The organism is Paenibacillus sp. RC73, assembly GCF_044908085.1.
GTDB classification, from domain to species: Bacteria; Bacillota; Bacilli; order Paenibacillales; family Paenibacillaceae; genus Paenibacillus; species Paenibacillus terrae_A.
The window spans coordinates 599951-614136 of sequence record NZ_JBIYCV010000003.1; the positions used below are offsets into that span (position 1 = coordinate 599951).

General features: G+C 49.3%; 10 protein-coding genes. All 10 read left to right on the plus strand.

Annotation, left to right across the window (positions count from 1 at the left end):
- Positions 1-189 precede the first annotated feature (189 nt).
- Positions 190-2640, plus strand: a complete 2451-nt coding sequence (gene secA / locus ABH897_RS09600; RefSeq protein ID WP_283653531.1) for a preprotein translocase subunit SecA — start codon at positions 190-192, stop codon at positions 2638-2640.
- A 271-nt stretch (positions 2641-2911) separates the two neighbouring features.
- Positions 2912-4025, plus strand: a protein-coding gene (gene prfB / locus ABH897_RS09605) for a peptide chain release factor 2 (protein WP_137060522.1) whose coding sequence is annotated in 2 segments (ribosomal slippage) — positions 2912-2983 and positions 2985-4025 — 1113 coding nt in all. Because the reading frame shifts where the segments join, the coding sequence is not laid out codon by codon here.
- A 99-nt stretch (positions 4026-4124) separates the two neighbouring features.
- A complete protein-coding gene (locus ABH897_RS09610) occupies positions 4125-5024 on the plus strand; it encodes a YitT family protein (protein WP_283653529.1) in 900 nt (299 codons plus the stop codon).
- 266 nt (positions 5025-5290) lie between these two features.
- Positions 5291-6340: an N-acetyl-gamma-glutamyl-phosphate reductase gene (gene argC / locus ABH897_RS09615; RefSeq protein WP_283653528.1), complete on the plus strand. Its 1050-nt coding sequence runs from the start codon at positions 5291-5293 to the stop codon at positions 6338-6340.
- Between the two features lie 106 nt (positions 6341-6446).
- Entirely contained in the window at positions 6447-7673 is a 1227-nt protein-coding gene (gene argJ / locus ABH897_RS09620) for a bifunctional glutamate N-acetyltransferase/amino-acid acetyltransferase ArgJ (RefSeq protein WP_404519452.1), read from the plus strand.
- A gap of 80 nt (positions 7674-7753) precedes the next feature.
- Positions 7754-8593: an acetylglutamate kinase gene (gene argB, locus ABH897_RS09625; protein WP_404591696.1), complete on the plus strand. Its 840-nt coding sequence runs from the start codon at positions 7754-7756 to the stop codon at positions 8591-8593.
- 53 nt (positions 8594-8646) lie between these two features.
- Positions 8647-9915, plus strand: a complete 1269-nt coding sequence (locus tag ABH897_RS09630; protein WP_283653526.1) for an acetylornithine transaminase — start codon at positions 8647-8649, stop codon at positions 9913-9915.
- A gap of 43 nt (positions 9916-9958) precedes the next feature.
- On the plus strand, positions 9959-10915 hold the full coding sequence (argF, locus tag ABH897_RS09635; RefSeq protein WP_134912217.1) for an ornithine carbamoyltransferase: 957 nt from the start codon (positions 9959-9961) through the stop codon (positions 10913-10915).
- 114 nt (positions 10916-11029) lie between these two features.
- A complete protein-coding gene (locus tag ABH897_RS09640; RefSeq protein ID WP_044646925.1) occupies positions 11030-12265 on the plus strand; it encodes an argininosuccinate synthase in 1236 nt (411 codons plus the stop codon).
- 88 nt (positions 12266-12353) lie between these two features.
- Complete coding sequence (gene argH, locus ABH897_RS09645) at positions 12354-13766, plus strand: argininosuccinate lyase (protein WP_404519453.1); 1413 nt, start codon at positions 12354-12356, stop codon at positions 13764-13766.
- Positions 13767-14186 lie beyond the last annotated feature (420 nt).

A 14186-nucleotide genomic window follows, 5' to 3' on the forward strand; every position in this document is an offset into this window, starting at 1 on the left:
ACCGGATGCAAATCAGGGAGCGGCTTGTGTTGCGGCATGTCCTACAAACTGTTACAATTTATGCAAAGAACATCGCACGATGGGCTGGTATAGCCGGGCCTGTCAAACATATCGGGATCAATTTCATCATGGACCCTTTCTTATTGTGAAATTGATTCTATTAATTGTTTTGCGTGAAAGGGGTAAACCATGTTAGGAATTGTAAAGAAAATTTTTGGAGATACAAACGAACGTGACGTCAAGCGTTTAATGAAGACGGTTGAGCTGATCAATAAATTAGAGCCGGATTTCGAGAAGCTATCGGATGAGGAACTGCAAGCGAAAACGGCGGAGTTTAAAGCCCGGATTGAGCAGGGAACTACGGCGGAAGAGATTTTGCCGGATGCTTTCGCAACCGTTCGTGAGGCGTCCAAGCGGGTATTGGGCAAACGTCATTATGACGTGCAGATGCTTGGTGGTATTGCGCTGCATGAAGGTAGAATTGCCGAAATGAAAACTGGCGAAGGTAAAACACTAGTGGGAACACTGCCGGTTTATTTGAATGCACTGTTGGGTAAAGGCGTGCACGTGGTTACGGTCAATGACTATTTGGCGCAACGTGACAGCGGAGAAATGGGACAAATCTATAACTTCCTGGGCATGTCGGTCGGGCTGAATTTGTCTGGTCTGGGTCATGGAGAAAAGCAAGCTGCATATGCTTGCGACATCACATACGGCACGAACAATGAGTTTGGATTCGATTACCTGCGTGACAACATGGTGCTCTACAAAGAACAGATGGTACAACGTCCGTTGTATTTCTGTATCATTGATGAAGTGGATTCGATTCTCGTCGATGAAGCCCGTACGCCGTTGATTATCTCTGGACAAGCTCAGAAATCCACAGAGCTGTATTTTGCGGCTGACCGTTTTGTGAAGAGTCTGAATGTTGAAGAAGATTACACCTTGGATATCAAGGTGAAGTCGGTTGCTTTGACCGAGAACGGTGTATCCAAAGCTGAGAATTTCTTCGGACTGGAGAACCTGTACGATCAGGAAAGTGTTACAATCAATCACCACATCGTACAGGCCTTGAAGGCTAACGCTATTATGCGTCTGGATGTGGATTATGTCGTAGCTGACGGCGAAGTTCTGATTGTCGATGAGTTCACAGGCCGTCTGATGGCCGGACGTCGCTACAGCGATGGTTTGCATCAGGCGATTGAAGCGAAGGAAAACATTGTTGTACAGAACGAGAGCATGACGCTGGCGACGATTACTTTCCAAAACTATTTCCGTATGTATCGCAAATTGGCAGGTATGACGGGTACAGCTAAAACAGAAGAAGAAGAATTCAAAAAAATATATGGTCTGGAAGTTCTCCAGATCCCTACGAACCGGGCAAATCAGCGTGTGGATATGCCTGACGTAGTATACAAGAGCGTAAAAGGTAAATTCCATGCGGTAGTGGATGAAATTGTGGAGCGCCACAAAAACAACCAGCCGATATTGGTAGGTACGATTTCTATTGAAAATTCGGAGCTTCTTTCCGAAATGCTGAAACGCAAAGGAGTACGGCATAAAGTGCTTAACGCCAAGTATCATGCCGAGGAAGCTGAAATCATTTCCCGCGCAGGTGAAGCGGGTTCAGTAACCATTGCCACGAACATGGCAGGGCGGGGTACAGACATCGTGTTGGGCGAAGGCGTATCGGGTATTGGCGGCTTACACATCATCGGTACAGAGCGTCATGAATCACGTCGTATTGATAATCAGCTTCGTGGCCGTGCAGGACGCCAAGGTGATCCGGGGTCTACACAGTTTTACTTATCGCTGGGCGATGAGTTGATGAAGCGTTTTGGTGCGGACAACGTACTCAATATGATGGAGCGCTTGGGCTTCGAGGAAGACCAACCAATCGAGAGTCGTATGATTACACGTGCTATCGAATCGGCGCAAAAACGCGTTGAGGGCAACAACTTTGACCAGCGCAAAGTCGTTCTCCAGTATGATGACGTGATGAACCAGCAGCGTACTATTATTTACAAACAGCGTCGTGAAGTGCTGGAATCCGAGAACATTAAAGAAGTCGTGTTCGACATGATCAAGCCTGTCATTGAGCGTGTGGTGGAAGCACATTGCGGCGATGACATCCCTGAAAACTGGGAACTTGAAGAAGTGGCAGAATATGTGAATAACAATCTGCTTGATGAAAATGCAATCAGTCGTGATGACCTGTGGGGTAAAGAAAAAGAAGAGATCGTTGAACTGGTCTTCGAGAAAGTTAACGAAAGATACCACAGACGTGAAGAGACGATTGGCGAAGACATGGTACGCGAGTTCGAGAAAGTTATTGTACTGCGTGCAGTGGATAGCAAATGGATGGATCATATCGATGCTATGGATCAGCTGCGTCAAGGTATTCACTTGCGTGCTTATGGTGGTACCGATCCGTTGCGTGAATACCAGTTTGAAGGTTTTGAAATGTTCCATGCCATGATCGCCAGCATCCAGGAGGAAGTAGCGACTTACATCATGAAGGCGCAAATTGAATCCAACCAAGAGCGTCAGGCTGTCATCGACGAAGACAAAATCTCGACGAGTGGCGAACCTGCTGCTCCTAAAAAGAAATCTGCCCCTTCGCGTCCGCGCAGAAGATAACGGATTTAGGGAAGCATTCATTTCCTGTACTGCATATAATGGCAGGCGGCAGTTTATCCAACTGACCGTCGGCCATTTTGTGCCATACAGGGGAGCACCCGGTTATTTAAAAGCCGTTTGACTTTACGGCGGTCGGTAGCGAAGCGAAGGATTTGAATCTGGAGAAGTGTCAGCGATCATAAGATCAAATCATTCGCGTAGCGTCTCCTCACCCAGCCGTACTCATAACAGTTTTAAACCCTTAACCCATCGCCAAAAGGAGAATGACATAATGATTGATCCAAATGTTAAGCATGATTTAAGAGAAATAGGCAAGAAACTAACAAACCTTAGGGGGTCTCTTTGACTTAGATCTCAAACAGGAAATGATCGCAAACTTTGAGGAAAAGATGGCTGCGCCTGATTTTTGGGATGATAACGATAAAGCCCAAGCTGTGATCGCGGAAATGAACGCGGTTAAGTCTTCGGTAGACAGCTATGAACAGCTCCGTCAGGAATATGAGGATGCGGGGATGATGGCTGAGCTGGCTGATGAGGAAGGCGACGAAACACTGGCTGGAGAAATTGAGAACAGTATCAGATCCTTGCTGAGCAAGCTTGAGGAGTTCGAACTGCAATTGCTTTTAAATCAGCCATATGACAAGCTTAATGCTATTTTGGAGTTGCATCCGGGGGCAGGCGGAACCGAGTCGCAGGACTGGGGTCAAATGCTGCTACGGATGTATACACGCTGGGCAGAAAAACGCGGCTTTAAGGTAGAAACGCTGGATTACCTTGCGGGTGATGAAGCAGGGATCAAAAGTGTAACGCTGCTGATCAAGGGCTATAATGCTTACGGCTACCTCAAAGCAGAAAAAGGCGTGCATCGTCTCGTGCGCATTTCTCCATTTGATTCCTCGGGTCGTCGGCATACGTCGTTCGTATCCTGTGATGTCGTGCCGGAAATTGCGGATGATGTGGACGTGGAAATCCGGACAGAGGATCTTAAAATTGATACGTACCGCGCCAGCGGCGCAGGCGGTCAGCATATTAACACGACCGATTCAGCAGTTCGGATTACGCATCTTCCTTCCGGCATTGTTGTAACTTGTCAAAATGAGCGCTCCCAGATCAAGAACCGTGAGCAGGCTATGACGATGCTTCGTTCCAAGCTCTACGAGCGCAAAATTGAAGAGCAGCGTCAACAATTGGACGAAATCCGTGGGGAACAGTCCGATATTGCATGGGGCAGCCAAATTCGTTCTTACGTGTTCCACCCATACAGCATGGTGAAGGATCATCGTACCAGTGTGGAAACAGGCAATGTAGGGGCTGTCATGGATGGCGATCTGGACCCGTTCATCGACGGTTACCTGCGCAGTCAGATCAAGCTGGACGCAGAATAATAGCCTGTATGTTTTCCTACAGACCCATAGGCCATGTGCCTATGGACTGTAGGAATTTTTGTGTACACGGTATTTTTAAATTAAAGGAGAATACGAAAGATGTCTCAAATGAATCTCCCCGCTGCTCGGCGAAGACGCCGTAGGCCTCTGATTGCCGCCAGCGGCCCCGCTCGCAATGTGATGGATGTTCTGCTCATTGTGCTCGGCTCCTTCATTACGGCGCTGACCTTCAATATGTTCCTGCTTCCTAACCGAATTGCATCCGGGGGTGTGTCGGGTTTATCTATTTTGGGCCAGGATCTGTTTGGTCTGGAACCAGCTTATACGCAGTGGGGAATGAATATTCCGTTATTTATAGCGGGGGTGCTGCTGTTAGGAAAGAAATACGGTTTGCGTTCCCTGCTGGGAAGTATCATGTTACCTTTATTCGTTTATCTAACTAAGGATTGGGCAGTTCCGACAACGAATCCGTTGCTGGCTTCGCTGTATGGTGGAATCGGAGTAGGGTTGGGATTGGGCACTGTATTCCGGGGCAGAGGCTCGACGGGTGGGCTGGCTATTTTGGCGCAGATCATTCAAAAATATACCGGCCTCAGCCTATCACTCTGCGTCATGCTTATGGACGGTACAGTCATCACACTGGCTGGCTTTGCTCTATCGCCGGAGCGGGCGCTGTATGCACTAATTGGTTTGTTTGTAACTGGCAAGGTCATTGATGCCGTGGAAATGGGGTTAAGCTACTCCAAAGTGGCCTATATCATATCCAATCAGAAGGAAAAGATCACACAGGCTATTTTACATGACTTGGATCGGGGATTGACGGAGTTGGCTGGACGAGGCGGTTATACGAACGAAGAACGTCCTGTGCTAATGGTTGTGGTAGGCCAAAATGAGGTGACCCGTCTCAAAACGCTTGTTCGCTTGGTAGATCCGGATGCTTTCGTGATCATTAGTAATACGCGTGAAGTATTGGGTGAAGGTTTTAAGAAGGAAGGCTGAAACAAAGTGGCCTGCCGAAAGGCTTGTTTTAGCTAATAAATAAGGGGAACTCCGTTTTTGCAAAACGTGGTTTCCCTTTTTGTATTTATACAGGTTCTGATAGGAACTTCAACATCAGATGCAGAAATGAGCAATCTAAATAAATACCAATGCATGAGACAATCACTTCAAATTTGGGTGAATAACTTTACATGAGTATGTTGTATTTATATGAATAGAGTCGTATAATAATACATATTTCATAGGAACGGAATGGAGGAAGGTCTGTGAGCAGCAAGCTAAAAGTGGCAATTGTCGGTTCCACCGGGTATGGCGGGGTGGAGCTCATTCGTTTTTTGGTTCATCATCCGCAGGTAGAGATCGTATCTGTTATTTCTTCGTCCAGCGCGGGTGTCCCGATCAGTGACGGGTTTCCACATCTGACGGACATTGTGGTTCAGGATTTGGACGGTGTCGATGTTCAAGAGACGGCTGCCAAGGCTGATCTGGTTTTCACAGCTACACCTTCTGGTGTCAGCACCAAGCTGGTGCCGCAGCTTCTTGATGCCGGATTGAAGGTCATTGACCTCTCTGGGGATTTCAGACTGCGAAGCGGGGAAACGTACGAAGCATGGTATAAAAAGCCTGCGGCTTCACCCGAATATCTCAAGCAAGCCGTATACGGACTCAGCGAGGTGTATGCAGAAAAGCTTGCTGGCGTCTCTTTTATTTCTAATCCGGGCTGCTACCCAACGGCAACATTGCTGGGAATTATCCCTGCGTTGAAGGCAGATTGGATCGACCATCGGACGCTGATTGTAGATGCCAAATCCGGAGTATCCGGCTCCGGCCGGGGAACAAGTCTCGTTTCGCATTATGCGGAGATGAACGAGAATTTTAAAGCCTACAAGATTAACAAGCACCAGCATATCCCTGAAATCGAACAGGTTTTGGGCGATATTGCGGGTGAGGACGTTACGATTACGTTTACAACACAACTGGTTCCGATGACCCGAGGAATTATGAGTACGATTTATGTCACGTTGAAGGGTGATTACACAGATCAGGATCTCATCGGGCTATACCGGGATTATTATAAAGACCAACCTTTTGTCCGTGTGCGCGGTGAAGGTGTATGGCCAGCAACGAAGGAAGTATTTGGCTCCAATTACTGCGATATCGGTTTTGCAGCAGATGCACGGACTGGGCGCCTTACGATTATTTCGGTCATTGATAACGTCGTGAAGGGTGCTGCCGGACAGGCGATTCAGAACTTAAACTTGATGATGGGATGGGAGGAGAACCTCGGACTGGGCTTCATACCGGTATATCCGTAAAGCAGCAAGCAGCCACAACATGGAACGGGAAACGTAAGCGGGCGGGAATGGATTCGCAAATAGAACCGTTACTTATAGAAAGCGTTGCGGACGAGGGCACACAATTATGAGCAAATCAGGGTTTACGGTAGTAAACGGGGGGAATATCGTAACCCCGCGCGGCTTTACAGCCGGAGGATTGCATTGCGGACTTAAAAATACTGACCGCAACGATATCGGCGCGATTCGCTGCGAGGTTGAGGCTACAGCCGCTGCGGTATACACCACCAATGTATTTCAGGCTGCACCGCTCAAAGTGACTCGCGAGAGCCTCGTGGATGGTCGGCTGCAAGCGGTCGTGGTGAACAGCGGGAACGCCAATGCCTGCACTGGACAGCAAGGAGAGCAAGATGCTTACGCCATGCGCTCGGCTGCTGCTCGTGAGCTGGGTGTTGCGGAGAGCAATGTAGCGGTTGCATCGACGGGCGTGATTGGTGAGCATTTGAAAATGGACCGTGTGCTTGGCGGCATATCTGCATTACCTGGCCGTGTGAACGGGGAAAGCGATGGAGCGGAGCAATTTACCCAAGCCATTCTGACGACGGACTTGGTTAAGAAGGAAGCATGCGTGGCGGTTGAAGTGGATGGCGTGACCATACACATTGCCGGAGCAGCGAAGGGCTCGGGCATGATTCATCCGAACATGGCGACGATGCTGGCTTTTATGACCTGTGATGCTGCGATTGGGCAGACTGCACTTCATCAGCTATTGAAGCAGGCAACGGATACCAGCTTTAATATGATTACGGTAGATGGCGATACGAGCACGAACGATATGCTGATTGCGATGGCAAGCGGGCTGGCGGGTAACCGTGAGCTGCACGCAGGACATCCCGATTGGGATGCTTTTGCCGAAGCGTTCACCTATATCTGCCGTGAGCTGGCGAAGGCAATTGCCCGCGATGGGGAAGGCGCTACGAAGCTGGTAGAGGTGTCCGTGAGCGGCGCGGTAAGCGATGCATCTGCTCAAGCGATCGCGAAGACAGTGATCGGGTCTAGTCTGGTGAAGTCGGCCGTTTTTGGAGCTGATGCGAACTGGGGCCGGATTATTGCAGCTGTCGGACGGGCCGGAGAGCCGGTCAACCCGGATACGGTAGACATCCGCTTGGGTGATATTGTTGTGCTGAGCGCGTCCAGTCCGGTCTCTTTTGATGAAGATGAGGCGCTCTCCTACCTTCGGGGAGATACGGTGCGGATTATTGTAGATTTGCATCACGGGAACGGAACCGCCACAGCATGGGGCTGTGACTTAACCTACGATTACGTGCGGATTAACGCTGCATATCGGACATAGACAACGGAATAAGCACGGATGGAATGCTGGCATTATTGTAAAATGGCACGGACTGTGCAGAGGAGAAAAGGGGAGATTATATGCAATCGGCAGTGGAAAACGCGGATCAAGCAAATCATGCGGGATTGGCACGTCGTAATTTTGTGATGAAATGCGGAGGAAGTACGCTGGCTGCGTTGCCTGATTCCTTCTTTGACGATCTGGCCCGCTTGCAGTCGGAAGGCCTTCAACCTGTTATTGTACATGGCGGCGGCCCTGCGATCTCCGACAATTTGGCGAAGCTGGGCATCGAAACGGAATTCATCAACGGGTTGCGCAAAACAACCGAACCCGTGCTGGATGTCGTGGAAATGGTGCTGGCGGGCAGCATTAACAAGCAGATTGTACGCAGAATCGGAATACACGGAGGTCGAGCACTGGGTTTGTCAGGCAGTGATGGCTATTTAATCGAGGCAAAGCCTGTGTCGAATGCCGCAGAGGTCGGCTGGGTCGGAGAAGTAACGTCTGTTCAGGCTTCGATTATTACAGGTGTGCTGGATATGAACTACATGCCCGTTATTGCGCCCATCGGGATTGATAGATCTGGTCAGCGCTACAACATTAATGCAGATACAGCGGCGGGTGCAGTAGCCTCTCATCTTGGAGTCAGCCGGATGATCGTCGTTACGGATGTGCCGGGCATATTGAAAAAGATTGGCGGAGAAAAGAAGGTGCTGGACTCCATCACCGTACAGGAGATTGAGGATATGATCAGCACAGGTGAAATATACGGCGGCATGATTCCTAAGGTGAGAGCGGCTATTGCCTGCATCCACGGCAAGGTGAAGGAAGTTGTCATTGTGAACGGCAGTGAACCGCAGATATTAAGCCGTGTGCTGGGTGGAGAAGCCATTGGAACGCGCATCATGCGTATGCAGTAGTCATCCTATACAAACCAGTCTATAAAACAAAGCGAAAAGGGAGCGTGAACATAATGAGTAAGGAAGCAAATACGCTGGTGAGCGTCGAAACGCCAGGTACGAACGGAACCGTTGCCGGAGCAGAAACGGAAAAGGCATCCGCAGCTGTGCAGACAAACAGCTCTCTTTTTCCAACCTACGCAAGATACCCGCTCACACTGGTCAAAGGACAAGGAAGCTGGCTGTGGGATGATCAGGGCAAGCGTTATCTGGATTTCATGTCAGGCATTGCTGTTACCAATCTTGGACATGCGCCACAGGCTGTAGCTGAACGCTTGAAAAAGCAGATTGATGAACTATGGCATGTATCCAATCTGTTTCATATTCCGGGGCAGGAACGGGCCGCCGCTCTACTGACTGCCAATAGCAGCGCAGATGCTGTGTTCTTCTGCAACAGCGGCGCAGAAGCGAATGAAGCTGCGATCAAGCTGGCGCGTCGTTATCACCAGAAGGTGAAGCAGACTGGACGCTACGAGATCATTACGTTCACGCAATCCTTCCACGGACGGACGCTGGCAACCTTGACCGCTACGGGTCAGGATAAAGTAAAAGAAGGCTTTTTACCGCTTCCAGCCGGGTTCAAAAGTGTTCCGCTCCACGATCAGGCTGCGCTCGAAGAGGCAATCAGCGAGAATACGGCCGCAATCATGCTGGAAATGGTGCAGGCAGAAGGCGGAATGTATCCGGTCGAACCTGCTTTTGTAGACGTGATTACAAAGCTTTGCAACGAGCATGGATTGCTTTTGATCATTGATGAGGTACAGACGGGCATGGGACGTACAGGCAAGTTGTTTTCCTTTGAGCACTACGGCATAGAGCCGGATATCTTTACGTTGGCGAAGGGGTTGGGCAGTGGTTTTTCCGTTGGTGCGATGCTGGGCAAAGGATATTTGCGCGAAGCGTTCACGGCGGGCAGTCACGGCTCCACCTTTGGCGGTACTCCGCTTGCTATGGCAGCGGTTCAGGCGACCATTGAAACGATTATTGACGAAAAACTTCCAGAGCGTGCGGCTGAGCTGGGCGAGTATTTGTTCCAAAGTCTGCAAAAGCAGCTTGGAGAGATTCCTTTTGTGAAGGATATCCGTGGAAAAGGCCTGATGGTCGGCATCGAGTGTGCTGAGCCTGTGGCGGAACTTGTTTTGGCAGGACAAAAGAAGGGCATTCTGTTCATTACCGCAGGACCGAACGTGGTTCGCCTGTTGCCTAACCTGTATGTAACGAAGGACGAGATAGATCAGGCTGTAGAACTTATTACTGAGTTGATTCAGGAGCATATTGCTTAGGTGGTTAAACTGCCTAGATTAGAGTGTAAAAGGAGACGATAGCATGAGCCAGGGCGGGGCATTGCAGCAAATTAACTTGAAGGGGCGGGACTTCCTTGAGTTGGACGACTACTCGACCGAAGAAATTCAATATTTAATTGATCTCGCCATCGAAATCAAGCGCAAGCATAAAAATGGAGAAACCTATCAGCCGCTGAAGGGGAAAACGATCGGACTGATTTTTGAAAAATCCTCTACACGTACGCGGGTGTCTTTTGAAGTCGGCATGTTTCAATTGGGCGGTCATGCCCTTTTTCTCAGTAAAAACGACATTCAACTAGGACGCGGTGAGCCTATTAGCGATATGGCACAGGTGATGTCTCGTTATCTGGATGGCATTATGATCCGCACTTTCGGACACGATAATGTTGTAGAGTTGGCGCGTTATGCATCTGTTCCTGTGATCAACGGCTTGAGCGATTTGGCGCATCCGTGTCAGGTGCTGGCTGATTATCAGACCTTGTATGAGCAAAAGGGCAAGCTTAAAGGACTTAAATTGGCCTACATCGGGGACGGCAACAATATGGCGCATTCCCTGTTGATTGGTGGAGCGAAGCTTGGCGTGCATGTATCGATTGCAAGTCCTGCTGGATATGAGCCTGATCCGAGTGTTGTGGCAGCTTCCCGTGAGATTGCCAAGCAAACCGGCAGTGAGATTGTGATTACCCAAAGTCCGCAAGAAGCAGTAAAGGATGCAGATGCAATCTACACGGATGTATGGGCGAGCATGGGCTTTGAGGAAGAGCAGAAGGAACGGGAGCTTGCTTTTGCCGACTTCCAGGTGAATGAGGAGCTGGTTAAGCTGGCGAAGCCGGATTATCTGTTCCTGCACTGTCTACCTGCGCATCGTGGCGAAGAAGTGAGCGCAGGTGTAATCGACGGACCGAATTCAGTGATTTTTGATGAGGCTGAGAACCGTCTGCATGCACAAAAAGCATTGATGGTTGCTTTGATGGGATAAAGAAGTTATGTTTTATGGTTAGAAAGATTGCATTTGTGGAAGATGATCTGTAGATTTAGATGCAGATGTGAATGAAAGATAGTGGCTAGAAGCATTCGGGGAGGACTTTCAATCATGGCAAAAGAAAAAATCGTACTCGCATATTCCGGCGGTCTGGATACGTCGGTCATTTTGAAATGGCTTAAAGAAACCTACGACGCTGAAATTATAGCGTTTACCGCAGATATCGGACAGAAGGAAGAGCTGGATGGTTTGGAGGAAAAAGCGCTCGCTACGGGAGCCTCCAAAGTGTATATTGATGATCTGCGTGATGAATTCGCCAAGGATTTTATTTATCCGATGTTTCAGGCGGGTGCTTTGTATGAAGGACAATATTTGCTCGGAACGAGTATTGCACGTCCATTGATCGCTAAACGGATGGTGGATATTGCGATTGCAGAGGGTGCAACAGCTATCGCTCACGGCGCGACAGGCAAAGGCAACGATCAGGTGCGCTTCGAGCTGAACGCGGCGGCGTTGACGCCCGATATCAAGGTGATCGCACCTTGGCGGCTGGAAGAGTTCCGCAATCAGTTCCCGGGCCGGGCAGAAATGATTGCCTATGCGGAGAAACACGATATTCCGGTAACCGCTTCTGCGGCCAAGCCGTACTCCATGGACCGTAATCTGCTGCATATTAGTTATGAAAGCGGCGTGCTGGAGGACCCTTGGTTTGATCCGAGCGCTCCTGAAAATAAAGAAATGTTCTTGCTCAGCAATGCACCTGAGGATGCTCCTGATGAAGCGGAATATTTGGAGCTGGAGTTTGAAGCAGGAAACTGTGTCGCTTTGAACGGAGAGCAGCTAAACCCGTTGCAGGTTATGGAAAAGCTGAATGAGTTGGGCGGCAAGCATGGCATCGGACGTGTGGACATGGTGGAAAACCGTTTTGTCGGTATGAAGAGCCGCGGAGTGTACGAGACGCCGGGCGGTACGATCCTGTTCACAGCTCATCGCAAAATGGAGTCCATCACGATGGATCGCGAGGTTATGAATCTGCGCGACAGTCTGATTACCCGATATGCTACGCTGGTCTACAACGGTTTCTGGTTCGCGCCGGAGCGTGTGGCTTTGCAGGCACTGGTTCATGAGAGCCAAAAGAATGTCAGTGGTACCGTGCGCGTGAAGCTGTACAAAGGCAATATTATTGGCGCAGGTGTCAAAAGTCCGGTCAGCTTGTACAACCCGGATATTGCGACGATGGAAGCTGATCCAACACAAGCTTACGATCAAGGGGATGCAACAGGTTTTATCCGCTTGAATGCCCTGCGCTTGAAGGTCAATGCAGGGGTAGCCAAAAATAATAAATAAATGAATTACCTAAAAATGTACGGGATGCGGGCCGTCCTTGTCCAAGTGACGAGGGCGGCTTGTATTGCAGAGAGGGGATCTTGCAAAAATGAGTAAGCTATGGGGCGGACGTTTTACGAAGCAGACCAACAAGCTGGTAGAGGAATACACGGCTTCCATCGGGTTTGATCAGGCGTTGGCGGAAGAAGATATTCAGGGCAGTTTGGCTCATGTAGCCATGCTGGGCAAATGCGGGATTATTCCGCAGGCCGATGCGGATACGATCAGGGAAGGACTACACACGGTATTGGAGCGTATCCGCCGTGGGGAGATTGAATTTTCGGTTTCGGACGAGGATATTCATATGAATATCGAAAAAAATCTGATCGAAGCGATTGGTCCGGTTGGCGGGAAGCTGCACACCGGGCGCAGCCGTAATGATCAGGTGGCAACGGATATGCACTTGTATTTGCGCGGACGTGTGGTGGCGCTGGTCGGTATGCTGCATGATGTACAAGCCGCACTGATTGGGCAGGCGAAGGATAATCTGGATACGATTGTACCCGGATATACGCATTTGCAGCGGGCGCAGCCTATTTTGTTCGCGCATCATTTGCTCGCATATGTATCTATGCTGGAGCGCGATATTGACCGACTCAAAGACAGCTACAAGCGCATTAATGTATTACCGCTCGGTGCGGGTGCTTTAGCTGGAACGACCTTTCCGATAGACCGTCATTTTGTAGCCGAGCAACTGGGTTTTGATGGCGTGTATGAAAATAGTCTGGACGCCGTTAGCGACCGGGACTTTATCGTAGAGTTTCTGGCTGGAGCTTCGCTGATCATGGCGCATTTGTCGCGTCTAAGCGAAGAGCTGGTGCTGTGGAGCAGCACGGAGTTTGGCTTCGTGGAGCTGGATGATGCTTTTTGCACAGGCAGCAGCATTATGCCGCAGAAGAAAAACCCGGACGTACCGGAGCTGGTACGCGGTAAAACTGGACGCGTCTATGGCAATCTCGTTGGACTGCTGACCGTATTGAAATCCTTGCCGCTGGCGTACAACAAGGATATGCAGGAGGACAAGGAAGGCATGTTCGATACTGTTGCTACGCTGGAAGGGGCTTTGCAGTTGTTCGCGCCAATGATCGCAACGATGAAGGTGAACAAGGATCGCATGCGTCAAGCGGTCAATCAGGACTTCTCCAATGCGACAGATATTGCAGATTTCCTCGTCGGCAAGGGACTTCCTTTCCGTCAGGCGCATGAGGTCATCGGCAAAACGGTACTGTATTGCATCCAGCATGGCAAGTATTTGCTTGATCTGACACTGGAGGAATTCCAGCAGTTTTCCGACTTGTTCGACGACCGCATCTATGAGGTGCTTCAACCGGAAGCGGTGGTTAATGCCCGGAATGTATACGGTGGAACTGCAACCGGACAGGTACAGGCAGCCATCGGACGCAGTGAACAGCTTCTGAGCAGCACGTCTACATGGTTTGAAGGGCACAAACGGAGTAACTAATGAGGCTAAAAGAATTCTTGCACAGCAGCGGGACGCTGTGTAGAATTTAATAGTTTAGCACATAAGCAGGATATCAAGATAGCAAGGGCACCGTTCGCGGTGCTTTTTGTGCTTTTTAAAGTATTAGAGGGGAATTGGCTTTAATGGTGATCTGAACAATGATAGATTGCGTAAGGTTTCTTAGACAGGTGCAATCACAGGAATCATAAAATAGTTCTATATACCTATGTATGCATTAGTGTGAAAGTTTCTAGAATTTACATTATTGTATACCTACTCCTACTACGAGTATGGTAGAATAGCACTAAGTTTTTAATTGTATTACCAATTCATCAGGACAGAACTGGTATCAAATGAATAAATGTCAGGTTTTTACGGGTCTCTCTTGACTGGAAGACTTGCATCAATGTGTAAACGAAG

What these genes read in the sequence shown, in the direction of transcription:
- ABH897_RS09610 (WP_283653529.1), top strand. Translation starts at nt 4,125, where the DNA reads ATGTCTCAAATGAATCTCCCCGCTGCTCGGCGAAGACGCCGTAGGCCT.
- ABH897_RS09640 (WP_044646925.1), top strand. Translation starts at nt 11,030, where the DNA reads ATGGCAAAAGAAAAAATCGTACTCGCATATTCCGGCGGTCTGGATACG.
- argF (WP_134912217.1), top strand. Translation starts at nt 9,959, where the DNA reads ATGAGCCAGGGCGGGGCATTGCAGCAAATTAACTTGAAGGGGCGGGAC.
- ABH897_RS09630 (WP_283653526.1), top strand. Translation starts at nt 8,647, where the DNA reads ATGAGTAAGGAAGCAAATACGCTGGTGAGCGTCGAAACGCCAGGTACG.
- secA (WP_283653531.1), top strand. Translation starts at nt 190, where the DNA reads ATGTTAGGAATTGTAAAGAAAATTTTTGGAGATACAAACGAACGTGAC.
- argB (WP_404591696.1), top strand. Translation starts at nt 7,754, where the DNA reads ATGCAATCGGCAGTGGAAAACGCGGATCAAGCAAATCATGCGGGATTG.
- argJ (WP_404519452.1), top strand. Translation starts at nt 6,447, where the DNA reads ATGAGCAAATCAGGGTTTACGGTAGTAAACGGGGGGAATATCGTAACC.
- argH (WP_404519453.1), top strand. Translation starts at nt 12,354, where the DNA reads ATGAGTAAGCTATGGGGCGGACGTTTTACGAAGCAGACCAACAAGCTG.